Raw genomic sequence first — 21,269 nt, forward strand, 5'->3', positions numbered from 1 at the left:
TGTAGTTTTGGAGGAACGAAAGTAAATAAATCATGAAGTATCAAATACAATAGTCGATAAACGGCAAAGAAACTCGTCAAAAAGCAGTATTTAACAACTGTTCAGTGTTATTTATAACAAAAAAATATAATTATTTGATAATGAAGAGGTCATAAATTCTTAAAGAATTATGAATAAAAGTGATTTTGACAGTATTTATTGACAAATACTCAATAAAACAAGAAGCTGAAAAATAAGTTAAAACTTATAAACAAAAACATAAATAACTAAAAACCAATAAGTTACACTTCAACAATCCTATTGCAAAAATTTGATATTTCGCTTTAAGCCTTCAAATTTTGTCCTTTTAATTGGAGAATTTTTAAAAACAAGTTTAAATGTTTCTTCTGTAATTTCTATCCAATCTTTTTTGCCAAAGGAAAGCAATTCTGGATTTGGATTAAAAAGAGGTTCTGAATGCGGTTTAGAAAATCTATTCCATGGACAAACATCTTGACAAGTATCACAGCCAAACATCCATTCATCAAATTTTCCTTTCATTTCATAAGGAAGATTTTCTTTTAATTCGATAGTATAATAAGAAATACATTTACTGCCATCTACAATATATGGCGCCACAATTGCCTGTGTCGGACAAGCATCAATACAAGCTGTACAAGAACCGCAATGATCAGTAACAGCATAATCATATTCTAACTCTAAATCTATAATAAGCTCGGCTATAAAGTAAAAAGAACCGACTTTTTGAGTTATTAAATTACTATTTTTTCCTATCCATCCCAAACCGCTTTTCGCCGCCCAAGCTTTATCCAAAACCGGTGCAGAATCAACAAAGGCACGACCTGAAACTTCTCCTATATTTTCCTGAATAGAATGTAAAAATTCTTTTAATTTATCTTTAATAACAAAGTGATAATCCTGTCCATAAGCATACTTTGAAATTTTAAAACTTTCTTCATTTTGAGAAACTTCAGGAAAATAATTTAGCAAAAGAGAAACTACGCTTTTTCCATCATCAACTAATAATGTCGGATCTAATCGTTTATCAAAATGGTTTTCCATATAAGCCATTTGTCCATTACGATTATTCTTAAGCCAATTTTCAAGTCTTGGCGCTTCTTGTTCCAAAAAACCTGCTTTCGATATTCCGCAAGATAAAAAACCAAGTCTTTTCGCTTCTTCTTTAATAAATTTCGAATATTTCTCTTTAGAATTAATCATGATCTTTCGGAAAATACCACTTTAACACCGACAGGTTTCAATGTAATTAATGGATTAAAATCAACTTGGGTATTGACAGATTTAATTTTGTATTTTTTAATGATATATGCAAGTGCAAGTGACATTTCATAAATAGCAAAACCTGCACCAATGCACATCCTGGGTCCAGCTCCAAATGGATAAAAGTATTGCATAGAATGCTTTTTCTGTTCTCCTAAAAACCGTTCTGGGTTAAAACTATCTGGAGATTCCCAATATTTTGGATTTCGATGCAATTCGTAAAAAGAAACACCAATTAATGTTCCCTTTTTTATATTAAACTCTCCTAAACTATCATCTTCAACATTCTGTCTATCTGTAATCCATGCAGGCGGATATAATCTCATAGACTCATTTAAAACAGCATTCGTGTAAATCATTTTTTGAAGCTGTTCTACCACGTCAACAGTTTCTGATTCTATTTTGTTAATCTCCTCAAAAACCTTTTGTTGCACATCAGGGTGATTCCCTAATAAATGCAATGTAAAGGTTAAAGCATTTGCAGTGGTTTCGTGACCTGCTATAAAAAGAATTTTTATTTCATCTATCAATTGCTCAACCGACATTCCCTCACCAGTATCTTCATAACGAGTTTCGAGTAACATATTAAGCAAATCATTTATTTCATCTTTTGAAGCAACACGTTCTAAAATAATTTCTTTAATAATTTCATCATTTTCTTTTGCAAGCTCAAGATGTCTTTTTACTTGACCACTAAATGAAAACCACCACGCTTTGTGAGGAAGTCTAATTTCTTTAATTAAAAAATTTTGTACAGCTTCAATTATGCATTTAATCCGATCTAATTTTTCTTGGGCAATACAAAATTGAAACAACGATTTAGCCACAACATTAAACGCTAATTCACTCATTACAGGAAAAAGATCTATTTCTTTATCTATAACAAGTTCTTCCAACTCAGCAATAATAGTCGACTTCATATTTTCGACTAACTGATTCATTTTTTGTTTATGAAATGCAGGCTGAATAAGTCTTCTTTGTTTTAACCAAAATTCACCATCAACAGTCAAAAGCCCTTTTCCTAAATATTTAGAAAGATATACAGATTGGAATTTAGACTTATAATAATTTTTCTGATTTTTCTGCAAGATATATTGCGCCACTTCATTATCTCTCGACAAAATAATATGTTGTGACTTTCCAATTCTTATAGAAAACGAATCACCAAAATTTTTAAAATATCTTTTATGATAAGGTATCGGATTTTTACGAATACCCTCAGCATCAACAAAAAATCTAAAAATAGAAAGTTTTTGAGGATAGTTGTATTTTTTGATAGCAGACATTTTATTTCAAATTAAAATAAACCACCCTGAATATTATTGGTGTTTATTTTTCCAAGATGCTTATAGGCTTTATCAGTAACTTCTCGTCCGCGAGGAGTTCTCATAATGAAACCCTCCTGAATCAAAAACGGTTCGTAGACTTCTTCAATAGTTTCACTACTTTCACTTACTGCAGTAGCCAAAGTCGAAAGTCCAACTGGACCACCTTTAAATTTATTGATAATCGTTAATAAGATTTTATTATCCATCTCGTCTAGACCATGAGCATCTACATTAAGCGCCTTTAAAGCATATCTAGAAATTTCTAAATCAATTCTACCATTTCCTTTAATTTGCGCAAAATCACGAACTCTTCTTAGTAATGCATTTGCAATACGAGGAGTTCCACGACTTCTTCCTGCAATTTCAATTGCAGCTTCTAAATCTATGGGCGTTTTTAATATAGAGGCACTTCTTTCTACAATAGTAGTTAAAAGTTCAGTTGTATAATATTGCAATCGAGATGAAATCCCAAAACGCGCACGCATTGGTGCGGTTAACAATCCAGATCTAGTTGTCGCACCGATCAATGTAAATGGGTTCAAATTAATTTGAACAGTTCTCGCATTAGGTCCCGATTCAATCATAATATCTATTTTGAAATCCTCCATAGCTGAGTATAGATATTCTTCGACAACTGGACTTAATCGATGAATTTCATCAATGAACAAAACATCTCTTTCATCTAAATTGGTTAGCAAACCAGCTAAATCTCCCGGCTTATCTAGAACTGGACCAGAGGTAATTTTTATCCCAACTTCTAATTCATTAGCAAGAATATTTGCCAACGTCGTTTTTCCTAAACCTGGAGGTCCATGAAATAAAGCATGATCAAGCGCTTCGCCACGCTGATTAGCCGCAGCAACAAAGACTTTCAAATTTTCCAAAACTTGATCTTGTCCAGCAAAATCATCAAATGATAGTGGACGCAGTCTTTTCTCAAGATCTAATTCTTCCGAATTATAACCTTTTGTTGTAGGATCTAGATTTTCATTCATTCTACAAAGATATAGAAACTAATTAGTTTTGTAAAATTGTAAAACTGAACGTTTAAAACTTTAACTAAACAAAAAAGACCGTCATTTCTGACGGTCTTTTTTATAATATTTTAGTGGTGTAAAACTTCTTCACCTTCTTTCATAGGTACATTTTGAGGAACAAAATCTACATCATGATTTGGGTTACTATAGTCATACGGCCAACGGTATACATGAGGAATTTCTCCTGGCCAGTTTCCGTGGATATGTTCAACTGGAGTAGTCCACTCTAAAGTTGTAGATTTCCATGGATTCTGAGTTGCTTTTTTACCGTAGAAAATACTACTAAAGAAGTTGTATAAGAATACTAATTGGAATGCACCTCCTACAAGAGCAAATGTTGTAATTAAAACATTCACATTTTGTAAATCATCAAATAATGGGAAGTTAGTATTTGTATAGTAACGTCTTGGTAAACCAGCTAATCCGATAAAGTGCATTGGGAAGAAAACTCCATAAGCACAAACCGCTGTAATCCAAAAGTGAATATAACCTAAATTTTTGTTTAACATTCTTCCGTACATTTTAGGGAACCAGTGGTAAATACCAGCAAACATTCCGTAAAGTGCAGAAATACCCATTACTAAGTGAAAGTGAGCAATTACGAAGTAAGTATCGTGAACGTTAATATCTAAAGTACTATCTCCTAAAATGATTCCTGTTAAACCTCCAGTGATGAAAGTAGAAACCATTCCGATAGAGAATAACATTGCAGGATTGAATTGTAAGTTACCTTTCCATAAAGTTGTAATCCAGTTAAACGCTTTTACAGCAGATGGAATTGCAATCAATAAAGTTGTGAAAGTAAACACAGATCCTAAGAAAGGATTCATACCTGAAATAAACATATGGTGCCCCCAAACAATAGTTGATAAGAATGCAATTGCAAGAACTGACATAATCATCGCTCTATATCCGAAAATTGGTTTACGTGCATTAGTAGCCATAATTTCAGAAACAAGTCCCATCGCTGGTAAGATTACGATATAAACCTCAGGGTGACCTAAAAACCAAAATAAGTGCTCAAACAATACAGGAGAACCACCTTGGTAATGTAAAACTTCTCCAGCAATATAAATATCTGATAAGAAGAATGAAGTACCAAAACTTCTATCAAAAATCAATAATAAAGCTGCAGATAATAATACCGGGAATGAAATAACACCAATAATAGCTGTTACAAAAAATGTCCAGATAGTTAATGGAAGTCTAGTCATAGACATTCCTTTAGTTCTTAAATTGATTACTGTAACAATGTAATTTAAAGATCCCATCAAAGAAGATGCGATGAAAATAGCCATCGAAACTAACCATAAAGTCATACCTGTTCCAGATCCCGGAATTGCTTGTGGTAATGCACTTAAAGGAGGATAAATAGTCCATCCTGCAGATGCTGGTCCTGACTCAACAAATAAAGAACATAACATGATAACTGCTGATAAGAAAAACAACCAGTATGAAATCATATTCATAAATCCTGAAGCCATATCTCGTGCTCCAATTTGAAGTGGAATAAGTAAATTACTAAAAGTTCCACTCAAACCTGCTGTCAGTACAAAGAATACCATGATGGTACCGTGGATTGTAACTAAAGCTAAATAAATATCATTTGCCATTACACCATCAGGTGCGAATTTATCTCCTAATAAAACATTAAATATCTTAAAAGACTCTTCTGGCCACGCTAATTGCATTCTGAAAAGCAAAGACATTGCAATACCAATGATTCCCATAATAATACCAGTAATCAAGTATTGCTTAGCAATCATTTTGTGATCAATACTAAAAATATATTTAGTAATGAACGTATCTTTATGATGATGTTCGTGCTCGTGATCGTGTCCGTGATCGTGATCGTGCGCTTCTGCTGACATATATGTGTACTTTAAATTTTCTAAATAATATTATTTCATTGCAACTTTAGCTACTGCAGCTTTTACTGTATCAACAACCGCCTTAACAGTATCGATTACTTTTGCAGCACTATCTGTAGCTGGTGCAGTTCCTTCAGCTGGTTTTTCAGCAGCAGCCGCCGCTTTAATATCTTGAGCTAAAGTAGTTTTCTCACTTAACCATTTTTTATAATCTTCAGGAGTATCAACCACAACTTTCATTTGCATATTGTAGTGAGAAGCTCCACAAATTTTATTACATAATAATAAGTAATCAAATGTGTAAGGATCTAAAGCTGTACCGCCTTTTGCAACTAACTCAACACTTTTTTCAGCTCTAAGTTTATTGATATGCGCAACTTTTTCAACCATAAATGGTAGTTCTCTATACTCTGCTGTAGTGTAAGTTGGAACAAAAGCAAATTCAGTAACCATACCAGGAACACAGTTCATTTGTGCTCTAAAGTGAGGAAAGTATGCTGAGTGTAAAACGTCTTGAGAACGCATTTTAAAGTGAACTTTTTTTCCTTTAGGAATATGTAATTCAGAAACTACAATATCATCTTGAGAGTTTTTATCAGACATATCAACTCCTAAAGTGTTTACACCCTCAATTAATCTTACGTTTGCTTTACCTAAAGTATTATCTGCACCTGCATATCTTGCAGTCCATTTGAACTGCTGAGCATATAGTTCAATTTCAATAACATCTTCATCTTTATCAACAAACATAATGTTATTCCAAGCATATAATCCATAAAGAATTAAACAAGCTAAAACTACAGAAGGAATAATACTCCAAATTGCTTCTAATTTATTACTATCTGCGAAGAATAATGCTTTTCTATCTTTATGCCCTCTGTTTTTAAAAGAAAACCAATATAGTAAACCTTGCGTAATAACTTGAACAGTAAAAATTAAAACCCAAGTAATATTCATTAAACTATCTACTAAAAGTCCATGCTCTGATGCAGGAGTATGAAGCGCTAAATTACCCCATTTTAGTAAACCATAAATAGTAAAGATATAGATGAAAGCCAAAAAGCCAAACATAATATATCCCTGAACGTTATTGTCATTATCTGATGCAACCTGAGAATCGTCCGAAGATGTTCCTACTTGCGTAAGATCAAAAATCTTGGTCAATTGCCATAATGCAACTGCTAATAAAACTAAAACTATAATTACCAACAAACTTGTCATCTGTTTACTTCTTTAAATATTAATAATGAAAATGTTTACTTTCTTCAATGAAAGGATTTCTTTTTGCAAGCAAAGGAGATTTAGTTAATGCAGTAAATACAACAAATATAAATAGACCTAAGAAGAAAAGAATCGATGCAATTTCAGGAACTCCAATAAACCATTTGTCTCCTACTGTACCAGGCATAATCATATTAAAGAAATCAACATAATGACCTAATAATATTACAATACCTGCCATTACAACAACCCAGTTAAGACGTTTGAAGTCAGTATTGATTAATATTAATAATGGGAAAACAAAATTCATAACAACCGCTCCAAAGAAAGGTAAGTTATATAATTGAATTCTTGTTACGAAATAAGTTACCTCTTCTGGAATATTAGCATACCATATAAGCATAAACTGAGAAAACCATAAATAAGTCCAGAATACACTAATTCCAAACATGAATTTAGCTAAATCATGAATGTGGCTATTGTTTACATATTCTAAATATCCTTTTGATTTTAAATATATTGTTACCAAAGCAATAGTCGTGATACCACTTACAAAGAAAGAAGCAAATACATACCATCCAAATAAAGTACTAAACCAGTGTGGATCAAAAGACATAATCCAATCCCACGACATGATAGACTCAGAAACAATGAAGAATACTAAAAATCCAGCTGAAGCTTTGAAATTCTTTTTGTAATAAAGATCATCATTTGCCTCGTCTTGCGCTAAACAGTTTTTTCTAGAAAAATGACGGTAAATATTCCATCCTAGTAAAAAGATGAACGCTCTTACAATCCAAAAAGGGAAGTTTAAGTATCCAGACTTACCTGCAATAATAGCATCGTAGTTTGGACTCTTAGGATCTGTTACACCTTCACCTAACCAAACGAAAATATGGTTAAAATGTAATCCACATAATACTAAAAGTATAAAGAAAATTACTGAACCAGCTGGTAAGTAAGCTGTAATACCTTGCATAACTCTAAACAAAACCGGAGACCAACCTGCTTGAGCAACTTGTTGGATAGCATAGAAAGCTAAAACTCCCATTGAAAGCAGTAAAAAGAAAATACAAGCTACATATACAGCAGACCAAGGTTTATTTTGCAATTGGTGCAATACATGTTCTAAATGTTTTTCGTGCTCATTTGCACCAGAAACTTCAGCATGTCCAGCTGCTTTGTGTGTGTCATGTGATGCTTCAGCAGCTTCATGATGACCTGCTTCTTTGTGAGATGCCTCCGCTTTTTCTTCATGTGCAGCATCATGAGAACCATGTTCATCTGCAGCTAGTATTTTTTCAACTTCTTGAATATCTTTTGGTGCACTTAAAAAACCATACCCAATTCCTAATAAACCAACGGCCATTAAGATGATAGAAAAAGTTTTTAATTTACTTGAAAATGTATACATATCTATTACGATCAGTTTGTTCAACAATTATAATTGGCTTTTTAGTTTCAGAACATAGTCAGCAACTAACCAACGTTCGTGAGCACTTAATTGATTTGCATGTGAACCCATTGCATTTAAACCATAAGTCTCAACGTGAAAGATACTTCCCTCAGTGATTTCTCTGTCTTTATAGCTAGGTACTCCAAGAAATTTTTCTCTTTCAACCAATTTACCTTTACCGTTACCAGTTGCACCATGACAGCTGATACAGTAAATTTCGAAAAGTTCTTTTCCTTTTCCAGAATTTCTCTCAATAGAATCCAAAGGAGATTTCAAATTAGCTTTTGCCAATTCGTAACCAGCAGTTGAATTTTCATATTCATAAGGCTCAAAACCTCTATTAATAGTTCCTGTAACAGGAAGCTGTCCTTCTTTTCCTCCTTTAAATATTTTTGCTTCTGTGTATGGCTCGTAAGCAACAGACTCATACATATTTGGGAAATACTGATAGTTCGGTGCCGAATTATTGTGGCAAGAAGAAACTAAAATAGTTATACCAACTAAAAGTGTTATTTTATATATCCTTTTCATAGCTACAATTAATTCTTTTCTATTACTTTAACTTCAACAGCACCAGTTGCTTCGAAAAAAGAAACTAATTCTGTCTCGTTATCATTTACTGAAACTTCCATTAAGAAGTGATCATCCGTTGTTCTTACATCTGGATTTTCTGCTTCTTTAAATGGCCATAATCTACTTCTCATGTAAAAAGTAATTACCATTAAGTGGGCTGCAAAAAATACAGTCATCTCAAACATAATCGGTACGAATGAAGGCATGTTTTGAATAAAACTAAAACTTGGTTTACCTCCAATATCTTGAGGCCAATCATGAATCATGATATAAGACATCATTGTTGTTGCAACAGAGATACCAACACATCCGTATAAAAAAGCACATATTGCTAATCTAGTTGGTGCTAATCCCATTGCTTTATCCAATCCGTGAACTGGGAATGGAGTAAAAACCTCCTCAATATGATGATGAGCAGCTCTAGTTTTCTTTACTGCATTCATCAAAACGTCATCGTCATTATAAATGGCGTATATAACTTTATTACTCATGATGTGAATCTTTACTGTTTGCTCTTTCTCTAATATAATTATCTCCTGTTCCTTTCAAAATTGTTTTAACCTCTGCCTGAGCAATTACAGGGAAAGTTCTTGAATACAATAAAAACAATACGAAGAAGAAACCAATTGTTCCAATGAAAATTCCAATATCAACAAATGTTGGTGAGAACATTGTCCAAGAAGATGGAAGGTAATCTCTATGTAAAGAAGTAACAATAATTACGAATCTTTCAAACCACATACCGATGTTTACAACAATCGAAATAATGAATGAGAACATGATACTTGTTCTTAATTTTTTGAACCACATGAACTGAGGAGAGAACACATTACATGTCATCATCGACCAATATGCCCACCAATAAGGTCCAGTAGCTCTGTTTAAGAATGCATATTGCTCATATTCTACACCAGAATACCAAGCTACGAATAACTCAGTGATGTAAGCTACACCAACAATAGATCCCGTAATCATGATAATGATGTTCATTAACTCAATATGCTGTAATGTAATGTATGCTTCAAGATTAGATACTTTTCTCATAACGATCAACAATGTGTTTACCATCGCGAATCCAGAGAAAACCGCTCCAGCAACGAAGTATGGAGGGAAAATTGTTGTATGCCATCCAGGAATTACAGAAGTAGCAAAGTCCATAGATACAATTGTGTGTACAGAAAGTACAAGTGGAGTAGCTAAACCAGCTAATACTAAAGATACTTCTTCAAAACGTTGCCAGTCTTTTGCTCTACCGCTCCATCCAAAACTTAAGATAGAATAAACTCTTTTGTTAAATGGAGTAATAGCTCTATCACGAAGCATTGCAAAGTCAGGTAACAAACCAGTCCACCAGAAAACTAATGATACTGAAAGATACGTTGAAATCGCGAATACGTCCCAAAGTAATGGCGAGTTAAAGTTTACCCAAAGAGATCCAAATTGGTTTGGAATAGGTAATACCCAATAAGCTAACCATGGACGCCCCATGTGAATAATTGGAAATAGACCTGCTTGAACTACCGAGAAGATAGTCATGGCTTCTGCAGAACGGTTAATAGCCATTCTCCAACGTTGACGGAAAAGTAATAATACCGCAGAAATTAATGTTCCGGCGTGACCAATACCTACCCACCAAACGAAGTTAGTGATATCCCAAGCCCAACCAACTGTTTTATTTAATCCCCATGTTCCGATACCGGTAGATACGGTGTAAATTATACAACCTAACCCCCAAAGGAAGGCTACTAATGCGATTGTAAATACAATCCACCATTGTTTATTTGCAGGTCCTTCAACAGGCGCTGCCACATCTACAGTTACATCGTGATATGATTTATCACCTATAACTAAAGGTTTTCTAATGGGTGCTTCGTAATGAGACGACATAATCCTTTATATTGTTTCTTAATTAATAATTTTTCTAAGTATTTCTAACTTTTACATGATAGAAAACATTTGGTTTTGTACCCACATGCTCTAATAAGTGATAAGCTCTTTCGCTTTCAGCAAGTTTAGCAACTTCACTTTCTTTATCATTAACATCTCCAAAAACCATAGCTCCAGAAGAACAAGCAGCAGAACAAGCACAAGCATTGTTGAACTCATCTTTTGCCACTACTCTACCTTCACGTTTTGCTTGAAGAATTACAGCTTGAGTACTTTGGATACAGAAAGAACATTTTTCCATAACTCCACGAGAACGAACGTTTACGTCTGGGTTTAACACCATACGACCTAAATCGTCATTCATATGATAATCGAATTCGCTGTTTTTGTTATACAAGAACCAGTTAAAACGACGTACTTTATAAGGACAGTTATTTGCACAGTAACGAGTACCAACACATCTGTTGTATGCCATATGGTTTTGACCTTGACGACCGTGAGATGTAGCAGCAACAGGACAAACTGTTTCACAAGGTGCGTGGTTACAGTGCTGACACATTACTGGTTGGAATGCTACCTGTGGATTATCCCCAGGTTTTTCCATTTCATTAAATGTAGATAATGAACTTGATAAACCAGCTATTCCCTCTTTTCTTTCATTGTCACCTTCAAATGTACTTTCTGAAGAATAGTATCTATCGATACGTAACCAGTGCATATCACGGCTTCTTCTAACTTCTGCTTTACCAACAACTGGTACGTTGTTTTCAGCGTGACAAGCAATAACACAAGCACCACATCCAGTACAAGCATTTAAGTCAATTGATAAGTTGAAGTGGTGACCTGTAGTACGATCAAAAGATTCCCATAAGTCAACAGTTGTAGCTTCAACTTCTTGGTGATCTAAAGATACCATTGGCTTTTCATTCCAATGTTCTGCATCTTTAGTATTAAATACCTCTAAAGTAGTTTCTTTAATGATATCTCCTCTACCCATTAATGTTTTCTGACCTTGAACACAAGCAAATTCATGTTCTCCTCCAGCTTTTACTATAGATACAGATTGAACTCCATTAAATCCTTTATATAAAGCGTAAGCATTTAAACCTACTTGCATTTCTTCTTTTAGAGAAGCTTTACGCCCATATCCAAGAGCTAGACCAATAGTCCCAACTGCCTGACCTGGCTGAACGATAACTGGAACATTTTCTAACTTAGCTCCGTCAACAGTAATAGTAGCATAACTACCATTTAAACCTCCGTTTGCAACAATTTCGTTTGACAAACCAAGTTTTTTAGCGTCTGCGTTAGAAACTGTAACATAGTTATCCCAAGAAACTCTTGTAATTGGATCTGGAAACTCCTGCAACCAAGGATTGTTTGCATGTTGTCCGTCTCCTAGACCTGTTTTAGTATACAAAACTAACTCATACTCTCCAGCTGATTTAGATTTAGCAACAGCATTTGCAGAAGAAGTAGCATCAATAGCTCCTCCTGATAATACTGTAGAGCCCACAACAGCTACACCATCATGCAATACTTCATTCCAAGAAGAACCTGCAGTAAATACTCCAGAGTTAGCTTTTAAGTAATCATAAAAAGTACCAGCAGCACCATTTAATGACAATAAAACATCTTGAAATTGTTTTGTATTGAAAATAGGACGGATAGTTGGTTGAGTTAAACTATAAGTTCCGCTTGTAATTTCAACATCACCCCAAGATTCTAAATAATGAGGAGTTGGAGCCGCAACATTTACAATTGATGCAGTCTCATCTTCTTTTAATGCAAAAGCAACAGAAGTTTTAACTTTTTTCAATCCAGAAACAAAAGCAGCAGAATCAGCTAATGTATAAACTGGATTAACACCACTCATAATTAAAGTATGAACACTTCCCGCATTCAAATCTTTAATAAACTGTGAAACAACAGCATTAGAACCTTTTCTAATTTGTCTTGCTCCTGCAGTACTAAAAGCTTCACTAGCTAACACTTGATTGATAGCCAAAACTAATAATTGAGCATTTTTATCTTCAATTCCAGATACTAAAACTCCTTTTGATCCAGCAGCTTTAAGCTGTTGTGCAGCTTTTACCACTTCAGCCTTAACGTTTCCGTCTAAAGCAACAGGAACAGAAGCACCTGTAATAATATTATAAATTTGAACTAAAGCCTGTTTTTGAACAGCAGTAGTCATTGGAACACGTTTATCAGCAGCAGCACCAGACAATGTCATGTTTGATTCAAACTGGAAGTGACGAGACATTTTTCCATTTTGAGGAATACGTCCTTTTGCATATCCAGAATCATACCCACCACCTTGCCAGTCTCCTAAGAAATCAGCACCAACAGATACGATTAATGAAGCTTTTGAAAAATCGTAATCAACTAAAGCTCTTTGACCATAAACTGATTCAAAAGCATCTAAAGCTTCTGAAGAAGAAACTGCATCATAAACCACATGTTTTGCATTTGGGTTTTTAGCAATAAATTCAGCAATTAACTTTTCTGTAGATGGACTAGCTAAAGTATTAGTCAATAATACAACTTGTCCTCCTTTAGCTTTTGCATCAGCTAAGCTTGATTTAATTTTTAAATCAACTGCTGACCAAGTAGAATTTTTACCATCTACCTTAGGCTCTTTCAAACGACCACTATCATACAATCCTAAAATAGAAGCATGAATTCTTGCGTTCGCTGCAAATTTAGCACCAGCAATTGTATTGTTTTCAATTTTAATTGGACGACCCTCACGAGTTTTAACCAAAAGGTTAGCAAAATCAAAACCATCAAAAACTGTAGTTGCATAATAATCAGCAACACCAGGAATGATTTGTTCTGGCTGTAAAACATAAGGGATAGACTTGTGAACAGGACCTTCGCAAGCAGCCAAAGTAACAGCTGCAGTACTAAATCCTACGTACTTTAAAAAGTCACGACGTGAAGTCCCAGATGTAGATAAAGCATCAGCATTACCCAAAAACTCATCAGTAGGAATTTCTTCAACAAATTCGTTATTTCTAAGCGCCTCAACAATAGAGCTATTTTCTAGCTCTTCAACACTTTTCCAGTATTTTTTGTTTGATGACATTGTATATATATATTAAAATCTTAATAAATCGATTAATAGTGGCATTTACCACATTCTAAACCTCCCATTTGCGCTGCAGTTAATTTCTCTACACCGTATTTTTTAGAAAGCTCAGCATGAATTTTGTCATAGTAAGCGTTACCTTCCATCTTAACATCAGTTTTTCTATGGCAATCAACACACCATCCCATTGTTAATTTAGAGTATTGCTTCATGATTTCAAATTCCTGAACTGGTCCATGACAAGTTTGACATTCAATTCCAGCAACAGAAACGTGTTGTGAGTGATTGAAATAAACAAAATCAGGAAGGTTATGAATACGAACCCATTTAACAGGCTGCGTTTTTCCAGTGTAAGCTTGTTTTGCTTTATCCCACCCAACAGCATCATATAATTTTTGAATCTGCGCATCGTAAAAAGCTTTGCTGTACTCAGGTGTAGCAGTTGTTTCAGCAACTTCAGAAATATTTTTATGACAGTTCATACAAACATTTAAAGAAGGAATACCAGCCGTTTTACTTACACGTGCAGCAGAGTGGCAATATTTACAATTGATTTCGTTATCACCAGCGTGAATTTTGTGAGAATAGTGAATTGGCTGAATTGGCTCATAATTCTGATCCACACCTACTTGCATTAAGTAACCATAAACAAAATAACCACTTGCCAAAAGCAAAAAGATAGACGTTACCAAAACCAAAAATTGATTTTTAACGAAAGCTTTCCAAATTGGAGTTTTAGCCTCTTTAGGAGCAACCTCAATACCATTCTTATTTGCAACCTTAGTTAAAACCTTGTTCACCATGAACAACATCACAACTAAGATAGCCATTACTAGAGCAAGAGCCCCTAAAATAATATTGTTTGAAATTCCACTTCCGCCTTCTTGAGGACCAGTTGGCAATGCTTTAGCATCAGCAGCAGGCTCAGCCTTAACTTCAGAAGTATAAGCGATAATATTATCAATATCACCTTCAGACAATTGAGGAAAAGAAGTCATAACAGATTTGTTATTTTCCTCAAAAAGTTTAACAGCAACAGGATCACCTGACTTAATCATGTCAGAACTGTTATGCACCCACTTGTAAATCCAAGCCATATCATGCTTAGCAGCAACACCCCTTAAAGCAGGACCTGTTGATTTAGCATCTAATTTGTGACATGCAGCGCAATTTGCATTAAAAAGTTCCTTCCCTTTTACTGGATCACCGCCTCCCGCAGCTGGAGCAGCAGCCGCAGCTTCAGGCGCCGCCGGAGCAGCAGCATCTTGAGCAAATGAAGTTAGGGAGAAAATTAACGTCAGCGATAAGCCAAACAGCAATTTTCTTGAGATCGAATTATGGTTACCCACCTTTTTCATATAGTATAAATAATTGTCTACTAATTTTTGGTATGATTTTTTCTGTATTAAAGCAGTAAAAACACACACCCTCTTTTAAAACTTGCACAAAAATACGACTTATGAACTATTCTCAAAACCTTAAAATACCCTTAAATATCAATTTATATCAATTCTAAATAATATTAAAATTTTACACTCAAACTTTAAATAGTATTTTTGCATAAAAACCATCACATTATGAGAATTTTAAGTCCTTCAAAAAAAATGTTATTAGCAATTACAACGATTGCTTTCTCGCACAATATTAATGCACAAGACCAAAATTTAACATTGAACCAAGACCCCAAATTTGAGCAATTGTTAAATGAGAAGCGTAAAATTAACACGTCAATAAATACAAACGATACTTACAGAATTCAAATCTTTAGCGGCAAAAGCGACGAAGCCAAGAAAACACTTTCAGATTTTAAACGAGAAAATTCTAATATCGATGGGACAATAATTTTTAACACACCAAATTACAAAGTAATTGTCGGCAATTTTAAAACTCGAATTGAAGCAGAAAGAAATTTAGCTGAAATTAAAAAACGATACAAAACTGTCTTCCTTCTTAAACCAGGCAAATAAATCATTTTAAAACAAAAAAAGCGGGAAATTATCCCGCTTTTTTTGTTTTAAGAATACTCAAAGATGACTAATTCACAACTTTAATACCACTTGCCATAAATCGTATTTCTTCTTTCGGCGTTTTAATTGCATCAATTTCTGCTTTCGATTTTTTAGCATCTTTTGCATAATGCTTTAATTCTTCTACGGAAGTAACTTTTTTCTCAGCATTTCCTTCTAGAACAACATTTTTACCCTTTAATGCGGTTGGCACAAAAAATGAATAATCTTTCATTTTAACAAAGAAAGAAGTGCCGTCATCTGCCTTAACACTAACCCAGCAACCTCTTTTTGGACAAACACCAGTAACCTCACCTTTTACAGCAACATTTTCAATTTTAGCTGAAGATTGCAATTTACTACTCAATTCACTAACAGAAACAGCATTGTTTACAGAAGAACCCGAAACATCTGCCCCATAATAATCTCCTACCAATGCATTTCCCGGAGGTGGAGAAGGCTTCTCTACATCTTCTTGCGCAAGACAAAAAGAAGAAAAGCTTAAAAACAAAACAACAGAATATATACCTAATTTCATTTTAAATCAATTTAATTCAATCAAAAATAACATTAAAACTTGAAATAAATTATAGCAGGACAAATAAATTCTTTTCACAAAAAAAGTCTCAATTTTCATTGAGACTTTTTTTTATAATGATTGAATTTTATTTCAATTTCTTTTTAATTGCTACTTCGTGATAAGCTTCAATAACATCATTAATTTCAATATCATTAAATCCTTTAATTTGAATACCACAATCATAACCTTTCGTTACCTCTTTAACATCGTCTTTGAAACGTTTTAAAGCCACAAGCTCACCTGTATGAACCACAACTCCGTCTCTAATAACCCTGATCTTGGAAGTTCTTAAGATTTTACCATCAGTAACCATACATCCAGCGATTGAACCCACCTTAGAAATTTTGAAAATCTCACGAATTTCTGCGTTTCCTAAAACTTCTTCTTTCATCTCTGGCGCCAACATTCCTTCCATTGCATCTTTCAAGTCATCGATAGCTGCATAGATAATAGAGTAATAACGGATATCGATTTCTTCTTTATCTGCAAGTTGTCTGGCATTTCCAGCAGGACGAACATTGAATCCGATAATAATAGCATCTGACGCAGAAGCTAAGTTAACATCGGTTTCTGTAATTGCGCCAACTCCTTTATGGATGATATTAATTTGAACTTCTTCGGTAGAAAGTTTAGAGAACGAATCTGATAATGCTTCAACAGATCCATCAACATCCCCTTTAAGGATTACGTTCAATTCTTTAAACTGTCCAAGAGCGATACGACGACCGATCTCATCAAGTGTAATATGTCTTTGTGTACGAACTGATTGTTCACGCATTAATTGAGAACGCTTAGAAGCAATTTGTTTAGCCTCTTTTTCATCTTCAAAAACATTGAATTTATCACCAGCTGTTGCAGCTCCATCCAAACCTAAAACTGATACTGGCGTTGAAGGACCTGCAGATAAAACTGTATGCCCTCTTTCGTCATGCATTGCTTTAACTTTTCCATGGTGCTTTCCAGCCAACATGTAATCCCCAATTTTCAATGTCCCTTGTTGAACTAAAATTGTAGAAACATATCCTTTTCCTTTATCAAGGAAAGCTTCAACAACTGTTCCTTGAGCAGCTTTATTTGGATTTGCTTTTAAATCTAAGATTTCAGCTTCTAATAAAACTTTCTCTAATAATTCTTTAACTCCTGTTCCAACTTTTGCAGAAATATCATGTGATTGAATTTTTCCACCCCAATCTTCAACAAGTAAATTCATACCAGCCAAACGCTCTTTAATTTTATCAACATTTGCGTTTGGTTTATCAATTTTATTGATTGCAAATATAATTGGTACTCCCGCAGCTTGTGCGTGAGAAATTGCTTCTTTTGTTTGTGGCATGATATCATCATCCGCCGCAACAACAATAATGGCAATATCTGTAACTTGAGCTCCACGCGCACGCATCGCGGTAAACGCCTCGTGACCTGGTGTATCTAAGAATGCAATTTTTTGACCATTATCTAAAGTTACACCATAAGCTCCAATGTGCTGTGTAATACCTCCAGACTCACCCGCGATCACATTTTCTTTACGAATATAATCTAGTAAAGATGTTTTACCGTGATCGACGTGTCCCATTACAGTAACAATTGGTGCTCTAGTAACTAAATCTTCTTCTTTATCTTCAACTACCTCAATAGCTTCTTCAATATCAACCGTGATAAATTCAACTTCATAACCAAACTCATCTGCTACAATTGTTAGAGTTTCAGCATCAAGACGTTGATTCATGGTAACCATGATTCCAAGAGACATACAAGTTCCAATTACTTTAGTAATCGGCACATCCATCATAATAGCAATTTCTCCTACTGTAACGAATTCTGTAACCTTAATAGTTTTACTTCCTTCATCAAGAGCTCTTTGCTCATCATCAGATTTCTGACGGTGTGTTTCTCTTTTATCTCTTCTATATTTAGCCGCTTTAGATTTACCTCCTTTACCTTGAAGTTTTTCAAGAGTTTCTCTAATTTGGTTTTTTACTTCTTCTTCTGTCGGCTCAACTTTAGCAACAATTGCAGGACGGTTTCCTTTTACAAAACCTGGCCTCTGACTTCTGTTTGCATTAAAGCCTCCACCATTATTATTTGGCGTAATTTTATTTGGATTTGGCGTTCCAGGCGCGTTATTACCCGCAACAGGTTTTGGCGCTCCAGGCGCACCTGGTTTTGGAGCTATTCTTTTACGCTTATTTTTATTTGCATTATTACCGCCTACTCCAGGAGTTCCAGGCTTATTATTTTGAGCCGCTTTAGGATCTTCCTTCTTTTTCTTAGGTTTATTGAATTGAGATAAATCAATTGTCTGCCCAGTAAGAGTAGTTCCTGAAAGTTTTTGATATTGCGTTGTAATAGTTTCTTCTGAAGTTGTTGGATCTGTAGACACAATCGGTTCTTGCGCAACTTTAGAAGATTCAACTTTAGCCTCTTTTTTCTCAGTAATAACAGGTTCTTCTTTTTTGGTTTCTGAAACTGGAGGAGTTACCACCGGTTCCGACTTTACCGTTTCATTTTGAACAGGTTTCTCTGGTTGCACAGGTGCAACAACAGCTTTTGGCTCTTCAGCCTTAACTGTTTCCTCAGAAGGAGTAATCGCAGGTTTTTTTGGATTTAAGTCAATTTTTCCAACTTGCACAGGTCCCGAAACAACCGCTCTCGCTTTGATTATTTCTTGCTGCTTTTGACGCTCTTCTTCTTGTCTGCGTTTGTCTTCAATCTCTTTCTCACGTTCTACACGTAATGCTTCTTTTTCTTTTCTTTTTTCTTCTCCAACCTCTTTAGAAGCCTCTTTATTCCCCTTATCGCCCGCAAATTGGCTTTGAAGGATATTAAATTCACTATCAGAAATTTTTGCATTTGGATTTGCATCAATAGCAATTCCCTTATCTTTTAGATAATCTACAGCTCTTTCTAACGAAATATTTAATTCCCTTAAAACCTTGTTTATTCTTATTACTCTCTCTTCAGACATATAACCTTTTTATTATTACCTTTTTCGTTGTGTTGTTAGAGCCAGATGTTCAGCTATTGCCTAGCTATCAAACTCTTCTTTTAGTATCTTCATAACATCTAGAATAGTTTCCTCTTCTAAATCTGTTCTTCTTACTAAATCTTCTACGTCGTGTTTCAAGATACTTTTTGCAGTATCCAAACCTATCTTAGCAAACTCTTCAATTACCCATTCTTCGATTTCATCTGAAAACTCTGTTAATTCAACATCATCTTCATCCGCAACTGTACCAGCAACATCACCTTCACGGATTACATCCAATTCATAACCTGTCAATTGACCTGCTAATTTAATGTTGTGACCTCCTCTACCGATTGCTTTAGAAACCTCTTCTAATTTCAAGAAAACTTCAGCTCTTTTATTTTCTTCATCAATTTTAATAGAAGAAACTTTTGCAGGGCTTAATGCTCTTGTAATAAACAATTGAATATTGTTTGTATAGTTTATAACGTCAATATTTTCATTTCCTAACTCGCGAACAATTCCATGAATACGAGAACCTTTCATTCCAACGCAAGCTCCAACTGGATCAATTCTATCATCATAAGAATCAACAGCTACTTTTGCTTTTTCTCCAGGAATACGAACTACATTTTTAACTGTAATTAATCCGTCGAAAACTTCTGGAATTTCTTGCTCAAACAATTTTTCCAAGAACTTTTCTGAAGTTCTAGACATAATAATTTGAGGTTTATTTCCTTTTAATTCCACACTTTCAATAATTCCACGAACGTTATCTCCTTTACGGAAAAAGTCAGATGGAATTTGTTTTTCTTTCGGAAGAACAATTTCATTTCCTTCATCATCAACCAAGATAACTACTCTAGGACGCACGTGATGTACTTCTGCTGTATAAATATCACCGATAATATCTTTAAACTGTTTGTAAAGATTAGTATTATCGTGTTCGTGAATTTTAGATATTAAGTTTTGACGAAGCGCTAAAATAGCTCTTCTTCCTAAATCAATCAATTTAACTTCTTCAGAAACTTCTTCGCCAATTTCAAAATCCGCCTCAATCATTCTTGCTTCGGTCAAGGTAATTTCTTCGTTTTCAAAATCCAGATCTTCATCAGCAACGATTACTCTTCTTCTCCATATCTCCATATCTCCTTTATCAGGATTTATAATAATATCGAAGTTATCATCAGATCCGTATTTTTTCTTCAATGCATTTCTAAACACATCCTCTAAAATTGCCATAAGCGTTACACGATCAATAAGTTTATTATCTTTAAACTCTGAGAATGAATCGATTAATGCTAAATTTTCCATGCGAATTCTTTAATTAAAATTAAAATGTTACTGTAACAACTGCCTCTTTAATTTCTGTATAAGGTATTTGTTGCTCTTTTTGAACTGTTTCTTTTCCTTTTCCTACTTTTTTTGGTTCCCTTGCTTTCCAAGACAAAATTATAAAAACATCGTTAGCTTCTATCAATTCTGCTTCAATTTTTTCAGTATTTGTAGTAACAATCAGCGTTCTACCAATATTTTTCTTGTATTGTCTTATCAATTTCAAAGGCGATCCTACTCCAACTGACGCTACTTCAAGCGAAAAATCCTGTTCTTCACGATCTAGATTATTCTCGATTGCACGACTAATATCAATACAATCCTGCAGTGCCACTCCATTATCCCCGTCTAAACCAACGCTAATCTTAAAAGAATCCGAAACAGCAAGATCAATCAAAAAGATTGATGGCTTTTCCAGAAGAGCTTCTGTAATTAATCCGTTTACTTTTTCTTTGAATGTCATAATTTTATAAAAAGAGGGGACACTTAGTCCCCTCATTATTTAGATTTTAATAAATAACTGTGCAAATATAGTGTTTTTTTTATAAATCAAATAAATTGATTGCTCTAAAAATATTTCTTACCTTTATAAGAGCATTAAAACAGAGAATTATTCATATTATTTAACTTTAAAA

Annotated in this window: 16 protein-coding genes; 1 reads left to right on the forward strand and 15 read right to left on the reverse strand. The window is 34.3% G+C overall.

The genetic code is table 11. The annotated features are described in order from the left end of the window. Positions 1-297: 297 nt before the first annotated feature. From queG to P0R33_RS09625, 11 genes are all read right to left on the reverse strand, one after another. A complete protein-coding gene (queG, locus tag P0R33_RS09575; protein WP_276175224.1) occupies positions 298-1,221 on the reverse strand; it encodes a tRNA epoxyqueuosine(34) reductase QueG in 924 nt (307 codons plus the stop codon). Continuing rightward, positions 1,218-2,567, reverse strand: coding sequence for a cytochrome P450 (locus tag P0R33_RS09580; protein WP_276175225.1), 1,350 nt, complete (start codon positions 2,565-2,567; stop codon positions 1,218-1,220). Before P0R33_RS09580 ends, queG begins: the two co-directional genes overlap by 4 nt. A gap of 11 nt (positions 2,568-2,578) precedes the next feature. Beyond that, positions 2,579-3,604, reverse strand: a complete 1,026-nt coding sequence (gene ruvB, locus P0R33_RS09585) for a Holliday junction branch migration DNA helicase RuvB (RefSeq protein ID WP_276175226.1) — start codon at positions 3,602-3,604, stop codon at positions 2,579-2,581. Between the two features lie 110 nt (positions 3,605-3,714). Further along, positions 3,715-5,517, reverse strand: a complete 1,803-nt coding sequence (locus P0R33_RS09590) for a cbb3-type cytochrome c oxidase subunit I (protein WP_276175227.1) — start codon at positions 5,515-5,517, stop codon at positions 3,715-3,717. Between the two features lie 30 nt (positions 5,518-5,547). Beyond that, positions 5,548-6,738: a cytochrome c oxidase subunit II gene (locus P0R33_RS09595; protein WP_276175228.1), complete on the reverse strand. Its 1,191-nt coding sequence runs from the start codon at positions 6,736-6,738 to the stop codon at positions 5,548-5,550. A 19-nt stretch (positions 6,739-6,757) separates the two neighbouring features. Then, positions 6,758-8,152 (reverse strand): quinol:cytochrome C oxidoreductase, encoded by a 1,395-nt coding sequence (locus P0R33_RS09600; protein WP_276175229.1) that lies wholly within the window; start codon positions 8,150-8,152, stop codon positions 6,758-6,760. Between the two features lie 27 nt (positions 8,153-8,179). After that, entirely contained in the window at positions 8,180-8,725 is a 546-nt protein-coding gene (locus tag P0R33_RS09605; RefSeq protein WP_276175230.1) for a cytochrome c, read from the reverse strand. An 8-nt stretch (positions 8,726-8,733) separates the two neighbouring features. Beyond that, positions 8,734-9,258: a DUF3341 domain-containing protein gene (locus tag P0R33_RS09610; RefSeq protein ID WP_276175231.1), complete on the reverse strand. Its 525-nt coding sequence runs from the start codon at positions 9,256-9,258 to the stop codon at positions 8,734-8,736. Then, a complete protein-coding gene (nrfD, locus tag P0R33_RS09615; RefSeq protein WP_109191792.1) occupies positions 9,251-10,654 on the reverse strand; it encodes an NrfD/PsrC family molybdoenzyme membrane anchor subunit in 1,404 nt (467 codons plus the stop codon). Before nrfD ends, P0R33_RS09610 begins: the two co-directional genes overlap by 8 nt. Before the next feature lie 34 nt (positions 10,655-10,688). After that, positions 10,689-13,745 (reverse strand): TAT-variant-translocated molybdopterin oxidoreductase, encoded by a 3,057-nt coding sequence (locus P0R33_RS09620; protein WP_276175232.1) that lies wholly within the window; start codon positions 13,743-13,745, stop codon positions 10,689-10,691. A 32-nt stretch (positions 13,746-13,777) separates the two neighbouring features. Next, complete coding sequence (locus P0R33_RS09625; RefSeq protein WP_276175233.1) at positions 13,778-15,106, reverse strand: c-type cytochrome; 1,329 nt, start codon at positions 15,104-15,106, stop codon at positions 13,778-13,780. 219 nt (positions 15,107-15,325) lie between these two features. Between P0R33_RS09625 and P0R33_RS09630 the strand changes: the two genes are divergently transcribed. After that, a complete protein-coding gene (locus P0R33_RS09630; RefSeq protein WP_276175234.1) occupies positions 15,326-15,715 on the forward strand; it encodes an SPOR domain-containing protein in 390 nt (129 codons plus the stop codon). Between the two features lie 67 nt (positions 15,716-15,782). Here the strand turns inward: P0R33_RS09630 and P0R33_RS09635 are convergent, their stop codons facing one another. The 4 genes from P0R33_RS09635 to rimP all read right to left on the reverse strand — a co-directional run bounded on the left by P0R33_RS09635 (position 15,783) and on the right by rimP (position 21,097). Then, positions 15,783-16,292 carry a DUF4920 domain-containing protein gene (locus P0R33_RS09635; protein WP_276175235.1) on the reverse strand — a complete coding sequence of 170 codons (510 nt, stop codon included), beginning with the start codon at positions 16,290-16,292 and terminating at the stop codon, positions 15,783-15,785. Positions 16,293-16,419: 127 nt separating this feature from the next. Next, positions 16,420-19,299, reverse strand: coding sequence for a translation initiation factor IF-2 (gene infB, locus P0R33_RS09640; RefSeq protein WP_276175236.1), 2,880 nt, complete (start codon positions 19,297-19,299; stop codon positions 16,420-16,422). A gap of 60 nt (positions 19,300-19,359) precedes the next feature. Further along, positions 19,360-20,613, reverse strand: a complete 1,254-nt coding sequence (gene nusA / locus P0R33_RS09645) for a transcription termination factor NusA (RefSeq protein WP_223707140.1) — start codon at positions 20,611-20,613, stop codon at positions 19,360-19,362. Positions 20,614-20,632: 19 nt separating this feature from the next. Next, entirely contained in the window at positions 20,633-21,097 is a 465-nt protein-coding gene (gene rimP, locus P0R33_RS09650) for a ribosome assembly cofactor RimP (protein ID WP_057117677.1), read from the reverse strand. Between the last annotated feature and the right edge of the window lie 172 nt (positions 21,098-21,269).

Source organism: Flavobacterium sp. YJ01 (assembly GCF_029320955.1).
In the GTDB taxonomy this organism is placed as follows: domain Bacteria; phylum Bacteroidota; class Bacteroidia; order Flavobacteriales; family Flavobacteriaceae; genus Flavobacterium.